We start from the raw sequence: 19,831 nt of genomic DNA, 5'->3' as shown, positions 1-19,831 counted from the left end.
GAAATTACTTTTTGATTAAATTACAGCAAAGGGATTGAGGATCAATGAATAAAAAGGCGACAAAGGTTCGTTATGGTATTGTGTTTATGCTGTTTATCACGGTTATTGTAAACTATATGGACCGCAGTAATATCTCCATTGCAGCTCCTTTTATCACAAAGGAACTACATATTGATACGGTCCAAATGGGATTGATTTTCTCAGCTTTCGGTTGGACGTATTGTTTGCTGCAAATTCCTGGCGGATGGCTGTTAGATAAGCTGGGTAACCGAAATACCCATACCATTGGGATTGCCGGTTTCTCACTAATGACTTTATTACAAGGATTTGCAAGCGGTTTTTCGGGACTTATGTTCTTCCGCGTTGGTTTAGGGGTATTTGAAGCACCTGCCTTTCCTACGAACAGTAAGGTAGCCGCTTCCTGGTTTCCTGAAAATGAGAGGGCACGCGCTGTTTCCATCTATACATCAGGTCAGTTTATCGGATTAGCCTTTTTAACACCAACACTTATTTTCCTTCAGCAAACATTTGGCTGGAGAGGCTTGTTTATCATTGCTGGTATTATAGGCCTTGCATGGTCGGTGCTATGGTTCTTGTTCTATCGTGATCCAGATAAAAGTAAAAAAGTGAATCAAGCAGAACTAGACTATATCCGTGAAGGAGACGGAATAGTTGCCAGCTCCTCAGATAAATCAGCTAAACAGAAAATGACGATGAAAGATTTAGGAGTTGTCTTATCTAGCAGAAAACTGTGGGGGATTTATATCGGCCAATTTGCGGTGAACTCCACCTTATGGTTTTTCCTAACTTGGTTCCCTACTTATTTAGTAGAATATCGAGGAATGGCGTTCATTAAATCTGGGTTTTTAGCCTCATTGCCATTTATCGCAGCTTTCATTGGGGTGCTTGCTTCAGGATTCTTATCTGATTTCCTTGTGAAAAAGGGCGTTTCAAAAGATAAAGCGAGAAAAACGCCAATTATCACTGGATTATTGTTGGCTACTTCCATTATCGGAGCGAACTATGTAGACAGCCCAGCCCTTATTGTTTTATTCATGTCTATTGCCTTCTTTGGAAACGGTTTCGCCTCCATCACATGGGTATTCGTTTCTCTTTTAGCTCCAAAACGTTTAATCGGGATTGCAGGCGGTGTGTTCAACTTTATCGGTGGAACCGCATCCATCATCATCCCAATCGTAATCGGTTACCTAGTAAAAGGCGGAAACTTTGCACCAGCACTAACATTCATCGCATGCGTAACCCTAATCGGCGCACTATCCTACATCTTCCTAGTAGGAAAAGTAGAACGGGTTACCGAACCCAATAACGTAAACAAAGCAGCTTAAGGGATCCAAGGGATCCAAGGGGACGGTTCTTCTGGCTCCATTCAGAGCTTCCTCGAATGTAAAATTTCAAAGACTCACAGAAAGTGACCTCGGGTTCGATCCCGAGGTCATTTTCTAGCTTCAAAGGCTCGTTGCTTATAAACAACGAAATAGCGAATGAGTTTAACGTATCTGCTCCAAATATTCCATTCATCTTCAAAAGTAGTAGGACTTCGCTTTTCTTGCCAAAAAGAACCGCTAGAACCGTCCCCGTGGTACCCCGAACAATATAGTATTATAATCCTATTTAGAGTCCAAAGTTTTTTTAGATAATAGTATGATTAGCAGAAAAGGGAGATAGTCACATGGCCAAGAAAAAGAAGCAGAAGAACAAAAGTGTATCGTCCAAATATCGGCAGCTTCCCACTGGGAATTCTGTTGTTAGAGAGATTGAACAAAAACTCAATCAATATTATACAACCGGTGACCATACACTCTATGGCGGGCCTGATTATGCTGGGTTTTTAACATGGATTTTTGAAAAGCTCTCTAATGAGGATGATGGTGCTAATAGCATACAGCCTAGATACAAAAACTCGTTTAGTTCATCGAAATTGCAGTATTTTATGGGACTCATTTTACTAAAGGATAAGTATGAAAAAGAATGGCATCAAACTCTTAAGCCAGGTAAAACTCGCAATAAATATAAGCTATTGTTATCTGCATGGGATAAAATGGATCCACGGGCAAAAGAGTTTGTAGAGGCAAAACGGCTAGAAGAGAAGCGAATAGAAGATTTAGATGAGGGTCTTGATGAATGTAGCCCTGCTCAATTGCGGATTCGTTTTTTCCTAGCAATGCATAGTAAAAAAGAACGAATCGCCTTTAAAATTCTTGGAAAGTTAAAGGACCAGGATCATGATGAAGGAGAATTAAATTATTTGGAAGCATTGTCTTGCTTTCATTCAAATGATTTCACAGGTGCCATTCAATATGCACAAAAGCTGAAATCCGGCCAGATCGATTTTCCATCTGCACAGGCACTAATTTTAGAGTCCTACGCTCTCTTGGGAGATGTTTCCCACCTATCTCAATGTCTGGAAACCCAACAAGGCAAAATATCTTTCCCCTTTTTTATGTATATTATGCAGCAAGCCGTCTTGCATTCTGACAATTATGAGGATGACATTCGTCAAATTGAGGCAATCCTATCAAAGCATTCTGACAATATGATTGAAATGGACCAATCCTCTCTTCCGGTATTTAACCGATTTTCTTGTCAGCTGGCTACTGAATTTTTGGAGAGGGCGCAAGAGAAAGACGTGCAATTGTTGGCATATGAACAACATATAAGTGTACCTGCCAAAGAAGAAGATTTTATCAAGGATTTGTTGGATGTCCGTGATTATAAACTGAATTTCGCCTTAAAGTTTCATCCAAGTCTTTATGATGAGCTGATGAATGAAGAAAATCCTACCCAAGTGATTGTCCGATATGTATTAACAGATGCCTATGAATTAACTGAAGAGGATTACATTACGGTGTTTATGGCCCAATACAGGCTTCAAGAGAAGGAACAATTCGTAGAGAATATCTTGCGGAATCGTAAACAGATTCTCGCTTTTCATGATCAGAGAAAATGGGAATTATTCGAACTGGCTTACCTAGAGGCCCTTGCCTTACGTCACAATAAAACCAAGGTCATCGAAAATATTTTGGCTGAAAGAGAGGATTTCCTTCAATTAAAGGAAACATATGAGGAGAAAGCAAAGGAAACTAGCTGGTTAGCAAGCTTGAGTCCAATGGGAAGATTATCGTACGAGACCGCCGTGTCCATGTATGACCGAAGTATTGAGGAAGGGTTTCGCTGGAAGGATGCGGGGATGATATCTCTGGGGTTCTTTAGAATACTAGAAGTGGAAATCAATGAGAAATGCATTGTACCAGTCAGTAAAACGATTTCTTATGAAACGTTGGAAGAGGAATTGTCGAAGTTAAAGGCGGATGGCTCCAAAAAGGCCCAAGATTTATTTCATTTTTGGGAGTCCATTTATAGGAATCTATTGTTTATACGAGATGGAAGCAAAAGTGGCTTAGAGCTTGGTCTATTAAACTATTTATTTGGCAAAGTAACTAGTGATAGCGGCAAAGATAAAAATTTAAAGAGGCTTTTTTATAATGAGTTAACTAATTATTTTACGGAGGAAGGACTCCTAGCGCTAGCTTCTGGACAAATAGCAGACTGGTTCAACCAGGAAGTGCGGAATCGTTTTCGCAATCCGCCTGCCCATACAAAATTTGTTTCATTAAAAGTGGCAGGAGAATGCAGAGACTATGTTCAGAACATACTTGGTTTATTACATCAATATCTAGTCCAAGATGTAGTGAAAATTTTTTAGGTGCCTTTCAATAGTTCGGAGGGTCACAAAAAAGTAGAGAGCGGGAGGAACAAGTCAAAGTTATACTTTTCGTCTAGTGATTGTAGATATTTTACGACTCTTTACATGGTTTAAAGACAAACTAAATAAACGATTGTTAGGTTTTGACGTGATCTTTAATTAAACATTTATTTAGTTTTTATGTTGGTGCAGAGGACGGTTATTCTGCACCAATGTCCCCATGTTATACTAATCTTAAAACCTAGGTAGGCTATGGGGACCCACTGGAATTTTCAAAGTATCAATCTTTCTAAAACCAAACTTTTATTAGTTTCTGCTTTATGACTAAACAAACCCTTTAATCATGAACATGGAAAGAACTATCTATGGAGGGGAAGCCTTTTGATGATTTGTAAGCTATGTGAACAACCTATGATTGAGTCAGGAGGTTACTATTTTTGTGGAAATCATGAACCCCCTTTCTTAATGAAAAAAGAAGTGAGTTCGATCGATCATCCATACATACCTTTACTTCAAAAACTTCCAACGCCGATTGCTTTAACATTGGCTGAATTTTTTAAAGAAACGAATCCTTTTCTCTCTTTGCATCGATTGACCGATGCTGCTGAAATGGTGACTCGATTTTTTGCCATCGTAAGTTTAAGCAATGTATATCAAATAGAGAAGGAATTCCCAGAAAAATTAAGACTATCACTGATGGAGAAAATAGAACGTCCTACCTTTGGAGCATGGATTGGTTTGGCTGATGATGCCATACAATTTTTAGCTAAGAGAAAAGCCTTTTTTATGAAAGAAATGCTCCCTTTTTGGAAAGACACTTGGAAACCATTTTTGCTCGGCACTTCCAATCATGATGGAACGGCTATATTATCATTGCGCAATAAGCTGGCTCACGGCGGCAGATTGCCTGATGAAGAAGCGGAGAAACTTTATCATTCTTTTTCTACAAAGATGACCAATATGGCCGATCAATTGACTTTCTTGCAATCCTATCTTTTATTAGCCACAGATGATAAGGGGAATATACAAACTCTCTTACAAGGTCTTCCGGATGAAATCGGGAGCATCCCTGCCATTTCAGAGCAAACGTCCCCATTAGAGTCCATCGCCGTATATATTAAGCATGACCATGAATATATCAATCTTTTTCCTCTCCAATATTATGATATTGCCATGGTTTGGTCCGAGTCAGAGCAAGAGTTTTTAAAAACAGATAGCCATCCATCCCCGATGATTTATATGCGTTACAATAAAAACCGAAAAATGCTTGAATTCACTTCATTTGGCAAAAAAAGTTCATTTTCTCAAAAGGGAGAGGACTTGTTGCAGCCTTTTTTGTCCATCTACAATTTTGAAGACTGGAGAAAGAAAAGGATTGCCCGGCAACGGTTAGATGAATCCTTTCCCCAATGGGATTTTGAGTTTATGGATATCCTATCTGATTTAACTCAGATTATCGTTGGCCGGAGTCAGCAAATAAAGGATGTAAAAGGCTGGGTGAAGGAAAAGAGAAAGGAAAATTCCTGTTTGTGGGTGACCGGTAAGCCCGGTGTTGGAAAATCTGCGTTTATGGCCAAGTTAGCCCTTGATTTTAAAGGCTTTGGCAAGAAACTGTTCGTTATTCCGTTCTTCTTTAGGGCGGGGGATATCCGCTGTAGTCCAGATCAATTTTATCACATTGCAACGTTGAAACTGGCAAAGGAATTTGGATTGACGTTTGCTATCAAACCGAATGAGCCCATTCAGGGCCAATTTTTAAAATGTCTGGATGAAATTCAGAAACAGCAGATTCTTGAAAAGGAAAACCGAACGATTCTCTTTTTATTAGATGGATTGGATGAATTAGGACCCAGCCATGAGTCCTTTTTTAAGCTGCCATTCAAGCACCCGATTTCCGGATGTTTGTGGGTGTGTGCAAGCAGGCCGGAGTATCATCTCAAAAATATCTTTATGCATGCAGATCAACTGTGGGATGATGGGGAATTGCCTTCGTTACAGTCGGAAGAAATTAGGGAACTCATAGAACAAGAATGTGAAATGCAACGCTATGAATTATACAAACGCGATGAGAAGGTAAACTCGGCAAGCTATGAAAATCACTTTATAGATGTAGTAATGAAGAAATCACAAGGTTTGCCTTTATATATTCATCTTTTGATGGAAGACATAAAAAAAGGAAAATACAGTTTTTATGATGAAAATGAATTACCTAACGGTTTGGAACATTATTATGATTCCTTGTTGGAACGATTAAAAACTGGCGATTTAACTTTTTACTTAAATTATATTTTTTCCGTTTTATGTTGGGCATATGAGCCCTTAACGAAAAAGGATATAGGTGCAATTTTAGAAAAAGCCTTGGACGTTCATGGGGTACCGGGATGGCAGGCTGGCCTGTATAGAGCCCTGGAATATGGCAGCGTTGTACTCAAGCAGGCTGAAACATCTGACGGAGAAATGGGCTGGACCATCTACCATGATTCCTTCCGCAACCATTTAAGAAGCAGCAGCATGATGAATCATCTTCGCCATATTGGTCTGCAATTATTGCTTACCTGGTGCATGGAATGGGAGAAAAACCATGTAGATACTACTTATCCCCTTAGACATTATGCAAAACATTTGTATGATGCTTATTTTTATTATAATCAACTTTCGGATTTGCAAATAGAGCGATCCCCCACAGTTTAGGAAGGATGAGAACATGCACCCTACTGATTATGGAGAGCAGTTAATTCATCTTGCTCTGAATAAGAAATACTACGAGTATCAACAAAACCATTTAAGTGACGAACCACTCAAAACATTTGAAGTGATTCAACTTGCATTGGATGTTGCAGCGCAAAAACAAGATCCTAATGCCGTCTTTTCACTGGCGGAGGCTTATAAAGAGAGAAAACAAAATCTATTGGCGGTTTCTCCTTTAGATATTCTGAAGTCGGATATGGCCAATAAACAGCTCCTTCAAAATGGAGTCATCTATTATCGGGCCCTTCAGTATTCAAAACTTTATTCTGGTGCTCAAAAGGTGATTTGGCTATTAGTAATCGCCTATGAATTAAAGAGTTTAAACTATTATTATGAAGCCAATCAAGTGTTAAAGGAGGGCATAAAACAAGATTTAAGCAAAGTTCCCAAAACATACGCTGTATTGGTCATTGAACTGTTGGATCGACTACATGAATTGGATCAGGTAACGCTCTTGGAAATGATGAAGCAGACATTAGACGAGGAGAGTTTACTTGAAATTTTCAAGAGATCTTTAAACCGTGATGACATGATTGCTAAACCTCTTTTCAAACTAATGACAAATCCAGTTGTAATCAAAGAAGCAAGTATTCTTTATATGAATGCATTAATACAGCAAGGAAAGGAAGCTGAGGTTCTGACAGACTGGCTTCCAAAAGTGATTGACCTTTTAATGATTGAGTTCCAATACTCGTATATTAATAATGAGTTCTTATCTTTTTTAAAATGTTTAGATCAAATCGAATATTCTTTGCAAGGAATGAAGAACAAAGAATTAGCTTCTATATCTTTTTTTAAAGTTCTGTTTGAAAGGAGTAAGCTTTTTCATAAGAAGGAAGATCGAGTGGAATGTCTAATAGAAGTAGCCAAAAAGGCCGGTCCATGGAAGCAATTATTTGTGTTAGAGGCACTTCAGCTATGTTTTCAACTAATGAACGAAGGAGGTTCTCCATTTGTTTATTTATCTCAACTTTTAGCACTTTATGAACCTCAAGTGGATCAGGACCTTACAAGGAAAGTTACCTTTGAGTTCTTTAATAGACATAATTTTTCTGCTGACAATTATTTTTATTTTGCCGTACAGTTTAGTCAAAATGAACAACTACATGATTTATCGAAAATAATGGTAACTCGCGCCATTGCATCAATGGAAAAGCTATCACAGGAAAATCTCTTGGGTGCCATTTCAAAAGGTGTCGATAGGGTGAAAGATTTCGAACATGAAGAACTCATTAAATTTACACTCCCTTTACTTTATAAGAAATTGAGTGAAACACCCTCCTCACCCCAAAAATTCGAGTTAATGTGTGAGTTGTCCCAATGCTATATCGTTAGTGGTATTGATCATGAAACAGCCTTTAAGGTTGCCCAACAAGGGATATCCGGCTGTGAATCTAATGATAAATTAGGAGACCTTTGCAGTGTTTTACTATCGTACAGTTCTTCTTTTGAAAGATATCTATTACTCTTCGAAGATATAATGGAAAGTTTAAAATTGGAAAGGTCATTTTGGATTAACTCCTTTTTTATTACAATAGGGGAACACATTGATAATCCATTCCTTTTGAGAAAGTATTATCATCAGCTGTCAGCCAAAATTAGTAGGATGGATAACCCCACAAAACAGGCTGAAATGTATGTTAAACTGTTTAAATATATTATGCCCAAGTTAAGGAATCACAAGGAAGAAAAACGGTTGAGGCGTTCAATGATGGAGCTGCTATCCAAACCACAAGTAGGGGCTGATGTCTCTTACTCTATCATTACTGCCATTAAGGCGGTTACAAAGGTTGAGTCAGAAGTATTGAGATTGGTAAACCTTGCTGCGGAGCTCTCACCTAAACTTTCAGATTATTATTACCGGTTACAAGAAAAAGTTAATATCGCGTATTGGTATTTAGAGTGCGGTGAACAAAAGAGATTTTTAGACATGATTAAGAATGTTATTCCTTCCTGTTTAAAAAATCATACTAATAACTTCGATTATCATCCGGAGCATCTTATAAAAGATTGCTTCGACATGTCCATTTATATGATGGGAGAAAAAGAAGGAATCCGGTTTTTTTCGCAATTAATTGGGACCATTGATCGGAGAATATTCGATTTTGATTCCTTGTTTGAGATGGTCCGATTGCTTGATCAAATGGGGGAGCAGCCGTTAGTTGAACCACTTTTGGAAAAGGCCAATCAACAGGCATTGTTACTTGATGACGAATTTAAGCAGGCAGACAATTTGATTCTATTAGCGGAGTATTATGTAAACATATTGAATAACAAAGAGAAGGCCTTTTCTTTGTTACAGGTACTTGCAGATTTGGCCGTTTCCTATACGGATGATTTTAGCAATTATACTGCATTAGAGAGAATGATGGGAACGGCAGTTGCATTATTGGGTTACACAACGGAATCTATTGAACTGCTGAAAAAAAATATCCCACTAGCTGATGAATGGGGGTTCATTGATTGGACCCAAGAAATAAAATTAAACTTAATTGATCATTTTCTGGAGAGGGAAGAAGAATTATCCTATGTACGGGAACTTTTAGATAATAATCTTAGAAGAACTAATGACGGAATCCGTATGGATTTTTATCGTCAAGATCTGATTCAAAGGATTTATCTCTTAAACCCAGAGTCTGGTGTTTATCTTTTACAAGAAAACATCAAAGATGCTGTAAAAGAAAAGAATGTTGCCATGTTAACCAAGATAGCTAATTTTCTTCTAGAACAAAAGATTGAAACCGAAATGGCTATAGAGATGGTTATGCTTTGTTTTGATGTGGCGAAATCCGAGGAGATTGCTGATGTTCTTATTACCTTATATGATAACCAATTAACAGAAATGGCTGATGAGTATTTCGAAAAATACTTAAACAAAATGGAATGTCATCCTGGGAAGATATCGAAGCTGTTCACCGATAAAAAGTGTAATGGCTATCTGAAGGGATTCTTTCAGCAATCCACCAAGCAAAAGCTTGTCGACGATATTTATAGACAATTGCTAACGGTTAAAGATTTGGAAGAAAGGGCTAAACTTCTCAAAAATCTCTTGGAATCCGGAATTATTTCCAATCAAGCGGAAGAAATTCTAAAGGAAACCCTTCAAGAGGGACTATCTATACCTGTTGGAAATAGAACTATAAATCTATTAGAATTGATTCATTCCTCTGCCTGTTATTTGGACAATGAAGAATTAGCAAGTGAGATTTTTGAAACGGCGATCCCTATTATTTATGAAAAGGGGAAAATTGGCAGTTATATCGCTTTTTTAAATCAAGTTGACGAAGCAGAAGTACTACGGCAAGTTCCATCGATTCTTCATCTTATCAATGGGTTAGAAGATGCGGGACAGGCTAACGCTTTTTATTCTACTTTATTAAATCTTGTGAAAGGCCAAGAACTTAAGCAAGAACTTTATACAATCATCCGTCCCCATCTTCGGACCAATGTATTAGCTCTTGAGATCGCAGTCAAAATGAAGGATCCAACATTATTATTTCAGCAAATTAAAAAAATAGACTTCATTGATTCTATGTCTATTCATCAGATTTACGGGTATATGGGAGCATTATTTGGAGTGGACCTTGTTAAGTCACCATATATGTGAAGCGGGGCCATGGGGACGGTTCTATTTGGAGACGGGAGGAGCCACAGGGACGGTTCCACTGGCAAAAGAGCCAGGAGAACCGTCCCTGTGGAGCCTATGCAACTTTTGTACCTGTTTTTACCAGTATGTGTTAAATTATAATGAAAAATGTATGCGCTTTCTGGCGGCGAGGAGGTGAGGAGGAAAAAAGATAGATAAAGAGAGATATGTCTTCCAGTAAAAAGATAATTAAAAGTGGATTTATTGTTTTCCTGTTACACTAAGTAGTAAGCTATGAAATTACTTTTCAAAGTGAAGGTTTAACTTGTAACTATGGAGGAATGTATTTGATGAAGGCAATTAGAAAGTCATTTGTTCTTTTTTTATCGTATTCATTTATTCTATCTTTCATCATAGGAGGATTTGCCAGTCAGACCGTACAGGCTGCTAGTCCTTCTATATCCAAAAGTGGGGGATGGTTTGAAACGGCCTACATCGAGTGGGCGCCAATCAGTGATGCTGTAGGTTATAATGTTCACGTTAAACCTGCGGGCGCACCAGATTCTCAATATAAACAACTTGATGATGAATTAATCCGAAGATATCCTTCCTATTGGAGAGCGGATGCTGTTGGCCTTGCGGCTGGCGATTATGTTATGAAAGTCGAAGCCTTACTGCCAGACGGTTCAACCGTAACGACCGTTTCCAATACGGTATCTGTCACCTCACATGACCGGTCTGGATTTGCTTTTGCTGCTAATTCTCCATATGGTACCGGTTCGGGTGCTTACAATGATAATGGAACCCTTAAAGATGGTGCACAAGTTGTTTATGTAACATCCGAGACTGCTAAAACCGTAAAGATTGATGTGGTCATCGATAGTAAGGGCACCAAGCAAACCGCAGTTGGTATCGGCGAAATTTTGAAATTAAGACAAAAGGGCTACGATAAAACGCCACTTAGCATTCGGATCATTGGCAAAGTGACAGCTGCTGACCTGAGCGGGCAATTGAATAGCAGCGGATACCTTGAAGTAAAGGGGAAATCCAATTATACAGAAATAAATATGACAGTCGAAGGGATCGGAGAAGATGCCTATGCTTATGGATGGGGAATCCTGCTTCGATATGTCGGGAATGTAGAAGTCCGAAACCTGGGGATCATGTTATTCCCTGATGATGGCATTTCCATGGATACCGGTAATGTGAATGTTTGGGTTCACAATAATGACGTTTTCTATGGAACGGCAGGAGGAGATGCTGACCAGGCAAAAGGGGATGGCTCCACTGACCTTAAAAATGGTTCTACTTATATTACACTCTCTTATAATCACTACTGGGATTCCGGAAAATCGTCTCTCGTCGGTTTGAGTGAACCACAGGAGTTTTTTGTTACCTTCCATCATAACTGGTTTGATCATTCAGACTCTCGTCACCCGCGTATCCGAGTCGCATCTGCTCATATTTACAATAACTTCTATGATGGCATCTCAAAATACGGTGTCGGTGTGACAACAGGAAGTTCAGCTTTTGTAGAATCGAACTATTTTAGACATGCTAAATATCCAATGATGAGTTCCTTGCAGGGAACGGATGCCTTAGGGGCAGGGACCTTCTCTGGCGAAAATGGCGGGATGATTAAAGCCTACAATAATAGCATTAAGGATGCACAAAGTGTTATTTATGCGAATTCCGATGCAGGAACCGCTCCGGCACATGCGACATCATTTGATGCTTACTTGGCTTCGTCAAGAAGTGAAACCGTTCCAAGTTCCTATCAAACATTGGTAGGTGGAACATCTTATAATAATTTTGATACTCGTCTAGACTTGGGCGTCGACGCAGCAGACGTTGATGACGTAAGCCTTGTAGAACAAGTTGTCACGGCAGAGTCTGGACGCTTAAATCATGGAGATTTTACATGGGAGTTTAATGATTCCGTAGATGACACATCGGATAGCCTTAATGCAGCACTGATGACGAAAATCAGAAATTACACCACGAACCTTGTATCTGTGGGCGGTCATTCCACCGCACCTCCAACAGATCCAACGGACCCAACAGATCCAACAAATCCGACAGACCCCACAGACCCAACAGACCCAGGCATTCCAACAGCGGAAGCTTATGTCCATAATTTTACCTTGGATGGAAAAACAAGCGACTTTTTCACGATTGTCGGAAACCTCTCCACAAGTAAGGGAACCGTCGAGTATAATGGTTTAACTTTAACACAAGCTTTGAAAATAGAAACCGCGACCCGTATTGAGTTTACTACTACTAAAGAGGCAACCTTAACATTAGTGTTTAATCGAGAAGATGGAGTAAGAATCAAGATCGATGGAATCAATTATCCGATGACAAATGGTATTGTGACCGTCCCACTTCAGCCAGGTACACATTCGATTACGAAAGCGGATGTGACGAATCTATTTTTCATGTCACTAGAATTTGCAGGTGAACCGCAACTGACCGATGCCTCAGCACCTCAAACAACGTATAGCACGGAGGGGGCAGCACAAAACAATTGGTTTAGCGGTCCTGTTACAGTGAACTTTACCGCATCAGACGATGAGTCAGGGGTGGACACCACCTACTACTCCATCAATAACGGAGAGGCAAAAACAGGGACTTCAGTTGAAGTGAGTGAAGAAGGAAAACACGTCATTAGCTACTGGAGTAAAGATAAAGCGGGTAATTTGGAAGAGAAAAAGGATGTTGAAATGAACATCGACCGAACCGCCCCAATCATTACCTACTCTGTAGAAGATGGTACAGTGTATGGTGTTGATGAAGTGGTTACGATTTCTTGTCATGCTGAAGATGGGTTATCAGGGATTGGAACAAGTGATTGTCCAGATATTTCAGTACCAGCCTATCAGCTGGGATTCGGTGCTCATACGTTTAACGCAGAAGCCGTGGATGTTGCTGGCAATAAAACAACAGCATCCATAACCATCAATGTTACTGTAAACTACGATAGTCTAGCTAAATTAACTGAGTCATTCCTAAAGGATAACGGCAATCAAGAAAAAGCCGCCTCCTATCTTTCTAAACTAGAGGCTGCAAAAACAGCAGAAGAAAGAGGAAACCTTGAAGCCAGAAACGGTCAGCTTCAAGCATTCATCAACGTAGTAAAAGCTCATACAAATAAACAAATAACAGAAGCGCAAGCAGAATACCTAATTACTTTTACAGAAAAGTTAATGAAATAATCTTAGCAGAAGAGGGTGTCCCAATGGGAACACCCTCTTTTTGATGGAGCAGGGGAACGGTTCTCGTGCATCAATTTTTGCTTATTGGGGGACGAGGGTCAGTAAAAACAGTTTCTTAAATCTCTTCTTTGCTTTAAGTAATGAGTCAAGTCCGGCAATTTCTTACTAACCTTTGCTTTTGCTCGAACCATCCAGCCCCGGGCAGGCGTCAGCCCTGTATTCTTGTTCGAAGATAATTGCAACCAATGAGTCGGTAGAAGGCAATATTGCAGCGGCCAACTTTTAAAGCTCAAACCAATGGTTAGGTTGTAAGTTCACTTCATCCTTATGTTTAAATTCATTTGAACTAGGACAATAATCATATTCCTCTTGATAATCCTCGATATGATCAATGATATCCTCGATGCAGTCAAATACGTAGTGTATTTCTTCTGTTTTGGTGGTTGGATGGAATGATACACGGATCCAACCTGGTTTTACTATAAAATTACCTTTATCTATTTCATCTGTTATTTTTTTTGAGTACTCTTGATTTATATTTAACAGATAATGTCCATATGTACCCGCGCATGAGCAGCCGCCTCGTACTTGGATGCCATGAACGTCATTCAGTAATTTCACTACTAAATTATGATGAACGGTAGAGACATAAAAAGAGAATATGGGCAATCGATCCTTCTTGTCAGGTTCTAATAACGTTATTTTTTTGTTATTGCCTACTCTCTTAAATACCATTTCCACAATCTCTTTTTCTCTCATCTCAATATGATCAATGCCCATCTTTTCTTTCAGCTTGATTGCCAAAGCTGCACGAATTGCTTGTAAGAATCCGGGTGTTCCTCCGTCTTCCCGTACCTCAATATCATCAATATATGATTTTCCACCCCAGGGATTGGTCCAATTGACCGTTCCGCCGCCAGGCCTGTCGGGAACTTCTTTTTTATATAGATATTTATTGAAAATAACGATTCCCGTAGAACTCGGGCCGCCTAAAAATTTATGTGGTGAAAAGAAGATAGCATCCAGTGCTTCATTCGGGTCTTCAGGATGCATATTCATCGATTCATAGGGTGCAGAAGCGCTAAAATCCACGAAGCAGTAGCCATTGTATTTGTGCATCACTTTGGCTAATTCGTAATAGGGTGTTTTAACTCCAGAAACATTAGAACAGGCAGTGAATGAGCCGATTTTAACGGAACGTTCTTTATATTTTTCCAGCAGACTTTCTAATGAATCAGGGCATACATCCCCGTGTTCGTTAGGGGGGACAATCACAACTTCGGCTAATGTCTCTTCCCAGGAGGTGTGGTTCGAATGGTGTTCCATGTGTGTGATGAACACAACTGGTCTATCCGAAGAGTTGATATTAGTCTTGAAGTTTGCGTTAATTGATAAACCTAAAATGCGCTGTAACTTACATATAGCGCCTGTCATTCCGGTGCCTTCAAACAATAATACATCATTCTCATTTGCATTAACGTGCTTCTTAATGATTTTTTTTGCGGTATGATAGGCTTCTGTCATGGTTTTACCTGTTACATTCGTTTCAGTGTGCGTATTTGCCACGAAAGGACCGAATTGGTGGGTAATTTTGTCTTCTATCGGCTGATACAAACGACCGCTTGCAGTCCAGTCTGCGTAGCAAATCGCCTTTTTCCCGAAAGGTGTTTCAAATGTTTGGCCATTTCCAATGATTTCATTATAGTATGGCAGAAAATACTCTTCTAAACTTACGGTGTTTTCTTTTGTTATCATTATTTCGAGCTTCCTTTAGACTTATAGAATAATTTTTATTAGTTCAAGCAATGATTACTGAATATTGAAAAATTTATTTGCGTTTTGTAGGAAGTATCTTATGCTCCATATTGTTATCGACTACCCATCCCCGTTAGATGGATAGATCCAAACCAGACCTTTTTTAAATACATAAGCGGTGCCAATAATCGAGAATACCGCAATTACCATAGTTGTTTTTTTGTTTTGGTAATCATAGTTAGGTAGGATGACATAACATATCAGTGTCAAAATAGAACTAATAATGATGGCAACCATAATGTGAACCAAGAATAGAGCCAATTGATATTTAAATTTCTTCATCTATTTCTCACTTTTTTTATATCTATTTATTTCATAGTTTAGTTTTATTGAATAGAGTTTATAAAATCCTGTTTTTCAACTTTTCTCCTCCCCCTTTCTACTATCGTCGTAGTGTTAAAGTCCTAGTAAAGTAGATTATAGGGTATTTTTATCTTACTTTCCATATAATTGTAAAAATTATTAGAATACTTGGGGAACCAGGGGGACGGTTCTGGTGGAGCACTTTTGCATATTGGCACTAGTGTCAGACTTAACTAAACGTTTATTCTGACAAGCTTTTTTCTGTTTACTGGGAGAAAATCCTTTTATAACTGATGCAGCGGACCTTTTAATTAAACATTTGTTTAACTGACAAAATTTTTGGCTAACAAGCAATCAAAAGCCTTTTCTATCAGTGAATCCAGCCGGATTAAACAAACGATTGTTAGGTATTGATAGGTTTCTTAACTAAACGTTTATTTAAATTGTTCACTCTAGAAATTGTTTAAAAGCAGTGGCCATGGAGGAGCGTTACATTGGCAATGGTGCCATGAGAACCGTCCCCGTGGAGTCCACAAAATTTTCCACTGTAGCCCCTTGATTTGTCATATTGTATTAGTGTACTATTTGATTAGAACACTAATACAAAAGTGCGCAAGGAGGTTTTGAGCAGATGTCTGCTTTTCAGGGGCTAGTGAAAAAGGACTTTGCTATTTCCAAGGTTTGGTTCTTTTCTTGGATCATTCTTATTTCTTTAATTTTGTGTCTGCCGATGGCACTGGAGATCTATCTTCATTCTCCACTTTCCTTTCTCCCGATGGTAGTAGTCCTGGTGCTGCTGTTTCACGCGGTTTTCCTGCCGTGTATGTTATTGTCCATGCTTCGGCTGGAGGGAAAAACCCAATTATGGCTCTATAATCCGCAAAGCAGCAGATCGTTATTGTTATCGAAACTAACAGTCAGCTTGGTTTATCAAGTGGTTGCCCAAATCTATTTAACAGCCGTCGGACTGGTAATTTATCATTTTTACAAAAATGAGATTCATATCGAATCGTCCGATTTGTTTGACGGGGCGGTCATTGCTAATGCCGGTCTGCTTTTGTTCAGTTTATATGTATCATGCTGGGCGTTGTTGTATTGGACCATCTTTCACTCTTTGAATAAATTCCCTGCCATAAAAAACTGGCGCTGGCTCGTGATCCTGCTTCTGTTTTTTGTCTATAATGCGATCTCCACCTTTTTTGGAAAAATCGAACCGCTCAAAGAGTTCGTCCACAAATGGACGATTCCCGTATTGGCGGGGGTCCATACGAGCTACAAACAGGATGGCTGGGAAATCCGCTTGAATGCAATGGATATTCCGGTACTTGGGATTCTCCTCTATGCTCTTATTGCCATCGTCCTATTCCTGATTTCCTGTTGGTTGCTTGACAGAAAAGTCGAGGTGTAATGGCGATGACAAAAGACTTCCAAGCATCTAAACCGATCTATCTTCAAATAGTTGATCACCTGTCGTCCCAGATTGTAAGAGGAGAACTGAAAGCAGGACAAAAATTACCTTCTGTAAGGGAAATGGCAGTTGAATCAGGTGTGAATCCGAACACCATTCAAAGAACGTATAGTGAAATGGAGAGGATGGGGATCGTGGAAACAAAGCGGGGACAGGGGACCTTTGTGACAGAAAATGAACAGGTCCTACAAGCATTAAAGATTCAACTGCAAACCGATATTATTGGCGGATTCGTCAAGAGCATGAAAGAGCTTGGCTTTTCCCAAGAGGAAATGGTCCAGGGCTTACAGCAATTCTTTAGGAGGGAGCAGGAATGACCATTGCACTAAAGAACATTTCGAAGCGATATGGGAAAGATTTTTCTTTAAAAAATGTTTCCCTCACATTGGAAACCGGAAAAATTTATGGGCTTCTTGGGCCAAATGGCAGCGGCAAATCGACGACCTTAAAAATGATTGCCGGGCTCGTGTATCCGGACAGCGGCCAGGTGGAAGTGAATGGCGAGCAAGTGACCCGGAGAATTAGCCATAATGTTTCTTATCTAACGGAACTGGATATGTTTTATCCTTCCTTTACAGTGGGAAACATGGTGGACTTTTATGCCTCGCAATTTGCTGATTTTGAAATGAGCAAGGCAAAGCAGCTTTTGCAGGACATGAAGCTGGATTCTGCTAAAAAAATAAAACAATTGTCCAAGGGGAATCGCGGCAGATTGAAATTGGTTCTGGCCTTGGCAAGGAAGGCTCCAGTGTTGCTGCTGGATGAACCCTTTTCCGGGCTTGATCCAATGGTGCGCGATTCGATTGTGAAAAGTCTATTATCCTATATTAATTTTGAGGAGCAGACCGTGCTGATTGCCACCCATGAAATTGATGAAATTGAACCAATTTTAGACGAGGCGATGGTGATTTTGCGTGGAGAGGTCATTGAACAGCGAAATGTCGAAGACCTTAGAGAAGAGGAAGGGCTGTCTGTGCTCGAGTGGTTTAAAGCAACGATGGCAAAAAGGGAGGGGAATGTTTTATGAGTAATCCTGTTGTGGAATTAAAACATGTTACAAAAGTGATTAAAGGGAAAAAGATCATCGATGATTTAAGCTTCACGATTGAAGAGGGAGAAGTATTCGGCTTTTTAGGACCAAATGGCGCTGGAAAAACGACGACGATTCGTATGATTGTCGGCCTGATGGGGATTACATCCGGTGAAATTATGATCTGCGGTCATAATGTGAAATCTGAATTTGAAGATGCCCTGCAGCATATTGGCGGGATTGTGGAAAATCCCGAACTATACAAATTTTTAACCGGGTATCAGAACTTGATGCAATATGCCCGGATGGTTAAGGGCATTTCCAAACAGAAAATCGATGAAGTCGTGGAGTTTGTCGGGTTAACGGAGCGCATTCATGATAAAGTCAAAACCTATTCGCTCGGTATGCGGCAGCGATTGGGATTGGCCCAAAGCCTGCTTCATGATCCGAAGGTGATGATTCTCGATGAACCAACCAACGGTCTTGATCCAGCGGGCATTAAAGAGATTCGCGACCATTTGAAAAAGTTGACGAAGGAAAAAGGGATGTCCGTCATCGTATCCAGCCATCTGTTATCGGAAATGGAAATGATGTGTGACCGCATCGCGATTATTCAACAAGGAAAGCTCGTCGACATTCAACAGGTCCATGATTATGTACAGGATAGTAAACAGAAATACTTCTTCGAGGTCGATTTGAAAAAAGCCGCCGCGATTCTCAAAAACCTCCCTATTTCCTATAAGAGGGGTGAAAATGGGATTGAAGTCGATCTGGAAAAAGAAGAAGTCCCGGACATGATTCAGTTCTTTGTTGAAAAAGGAATACGAATTTTTGAAGTGAAGCCATTGGCTAAAACGTTAGAGGATCGATTCTTTGAAGTCACAACACAGGGGGAAAAGGTTCATGCATAGTCTGATTGTTAATGAGTGGATCAAAATATTTAAACGTCCCGGCACCTACGTGATGATTGGCCTGCTGGTACTGGCCGTTATCGCGACAGGGACATTAAACAAAGTTTATGGTGAACAGAATCCAACGGTGAATCCTCAATGGGAGCAGCAGGTTCAGCAGCAAATTGCACAGGACCAAAAACAAATGAGCGAGCTGCCTCCAACAGCCGCTACGTATAAGAAAAATTTGCAAAGACAGATTGCCATTAATCAATACCGGTTGGAACATAAAATTCCGCCTGACAATGAGGCAACAGGGTGGACATTCATTCAAGACAGCACGGCACTGATTTCGTTTGCCGGTTTATTCACCATCATTGTGGCGGCAGGGATTGTGGCCAGCGAATTTGGCTGGGGAACGGTCAAGCTGCTATTAATAAGGCCCATCAAACGTTCTAAAATCCTGTTATCCAAATATTTGACGGTGATTTTATTTGGACTGATGATGCTGGTGATTTTGTTTGGCAGTGCCGCGATTTTGGGATTTGCTTTATTCGGAACAGGGGATGGCAACACGACGCATTTGGCCTACGCGAATGGAAGTGTCGTCGAACAAAATATGCTTCTCTATTTGATCAAGACCTATTTCTTAGCGTCGATCGATGTCATGATGATTACCACCATGGCCTTTATGATTTCCGCTGTATTCCGGAATAGTTCGTTGGCCGTTGGTTTATCGATCTTCTTGCTAATGGTAGGCGGTCAGATTACCACATTGATTGCAACCCGTTATGACTGGGCGAAATATAGCCTATTCGCCAACACCAACCTAACCCAATATACCGATGGCGTCCCATTAGTCGAAGGAATGACAGTAAGCTTCTCCATTATCATGCTACTGATCTACTTCCTCGTCTTCCAGCTACTAGCCTTTGGCGTATTCACTAAAAGAGACGTCGCCGCGTAGGGTCCAGGTACCACGGGGACGGTTCTACTGGAGACGGCAGCGCCATGACTCCAGGGGGACGGTTCTACTGGTGACAGCAGTGCCA

At 40.0% G+C, this 19,831-nt stretch carries 12 protein-coding genes and 1 pseudogene; 11 read left to right on the top strand and 2 right to left on the bottom strand.

All coding sequences use genetic code 11. From position 1 onward, the window contains the following. The first annotated feature begins 44 nt into the window (after window positions 1–44). The 6 genes and pseudogenes from BN2425_RS17650 to BN2425_RS23570 all read left to right on the top strand — a co-directional run bounded on the left by BN2425_RS17650 (window position 45) and on the right by BN2425_RS23570 (window position 13,273). Window positions 45–1,346: an MFS transporter gene (locus BN2425_RS17650; RefSeq protein ID WP_042462153.1), complete on the top strand. Its 1,302-nt coding sequence runs from the start codon at window positions 45–47 to the stop codon at window positions 1,344–1,346. Window positions 1,347–1,690: 344 nt separating this feature from the next. Beyond that, a complete protein-coding gene (locus BN2425_RS17645) occupies window positions 1,691–3,724 on the top strand; it encodes a hypothetical protein (RefSeq protein ID WP_042462152.1) in 2,034 nt (677 codons plus the stop codon). Between the two features lie 384 nt (window positions 3,725–4,108). After that, the gene (locus tag BN2425_RS17640; protein ID WP_042462149.1) at window positions 4,109–6,415 is read left to right on the top strand and encodes an NACHT domain-containing protein; all 2,307 of its coding nucleotides are present in this window, start codon (window positions 4,109–4,111) and stop codon (window positions 6,413–6,415) included. A 13-nt stretch (window positions 6,416–6,428) separates the two neighbouring features. Then, complete coding sequence (locus BN2425_RS17635) at window positions 6,429–10,079, top strand: hypothetical protein (RefSeq protein ID WP_042462147.1); 3,651 nt, start codon at window positions 6,429–6,431, stop codon at window positions 10,077–10,079. Window positions 10,080–10,399: 320 nt separating this feature from the next. Then, window positions 10,400–12,508 (top strand): annotated as a pseudogene (locus BN2425_RS17630) (pectate lyase family protein); the annotation flags it as partial. After that, window positions 12,497–13,273 (top strand): OmpL47-type beta-barrel domain-containing protein, encoded by a 777-nt coding sequence (locus BN2425_RS23570; protein ID WP_406603201.1) that lies wholly within the window; start codon window positions 12,497–12,499, stop codon window positions 13,271–13,273. The pseudogene BN2425_RS17630 and the gene BN2425_RS23570, both read left to right, overlap by 12 nt. 282 nt (window positions 13,274–13,555) lie before the next feature. On the opposite strand, the gene BN2425_RS17625 is transcribed toward BN2425_RS23570, so the two are convergent. Continuing rightward, on the bottom strand, window positions 13,556–15,028 hold the full coding sequence (locus BN2425_RS17625; protein ID WP_042462145.1) for an aminotransferase class V-fold PLP-dependent enzyme: 1,473 nt from the start codon (window positions 15,026–15,028) through the stop codon (window positions 13,556–13,558). 120 nt (window positions 15,029–15,148) lie between these two features. Then, complete coding sequence (locus tag BN2425_RS17620; RefSeq protein ID WP_042462143.1) at window positions 15,149–15,370, bottom strand: hypothetical protein; 222 nt, start codon at window positions 15,368–15,370, stop codon at window positions 15,149–15,151. Between the two features lie 652 nt (window positions 15,371–16,022). Between BN2425_RS17620 and BN2425_RS17615 the strand changes: the two genes are divergently transcribed. Genes BN2425_RS17615 through BN2425_RS17595 form a run of 5 tightly spaced genes read left to right on the top strand, consistent with a single transcriptional unit; the run spans window position 16,023 to window position 19,746 of the window. Continuing rightward, on the top strand, window positions 16,023–16,799 hold the full coding sequence (locus BN2425_RS17615; RefSeq protein ID WP_042462141.1) for a hypothetical protein: 777 nt from the start codon (window positions 16,023–16,025) through the stop codon (window positions 16,797–16,799). Window positions 16,800–16,804: 5 nt separating this feature from the next. Next, window positions 16,805–17,176, top strand: coding sequence for a GntR family transcriptional regulator (locus BN2425_RS17610; RefSeq protein WP_042462139.1), 372 nt, complete (start codon window positions 16,805–16,807; stop codon window positions 17,174–17,176). After that, window positions 17,173–17,886 (top strand): ABC transporter ATP-binding protein, encoded by a 714-nt coding sequence (locus BN2425_RS17605; protein WP_042462137.1) that lies wholly within the window; start codon window positions 17,173–17,175, stop codon window positions 17,884–17,886. Before BN2425_RS17610 ends, BN2425_RS17605 begins: the two co-directional genes overlap by 4 nt. Next, entirely contained in the window at window positions 17,883–18,800 is a 918-nt protein-coding gene (locus tag BN2425_RS17600; RefSeq protein ID WP_042462135.1) for an ABC transporter ATP-binding protein, read from the top strand. Before BN2425_RS17605 ends, BN2425_RS17600 begins: the two co-directional genes overlap by 4 nt. Beyond that, the gene (locus tag BN2425_RS17595; protein WP_042462133.1) at window positions 18,793–19,746 is read left to right on the top strand and encodes an ABC transporter permease; all 954 of its coding nucleotides are present in this window, start codon (window positions 18,793–18,795) and stop codon (window positions 19,744–19,746) included. Before BN2425_RS17600 ends, BN2425_RS17595 begins: the two co-directional genes overlap by 8 nt. Window positions 19,747–19,831 lie beyond the last annotated feature (85 nt).

Origin of the sequence: Neobacillus dielmonensis, assembly GCF_000612665.1 — a bacterium.
GTDB lineage: Bacteria > Bacillota > Bacilli > Bacillales > Cytobacillaceae > Neobacillus > Neobacillus dielmonensis.
Note: the sequence above shows the minus strand (reverse complement) of the source record. Positions and strands in the feature narration are given on the sequence as shown.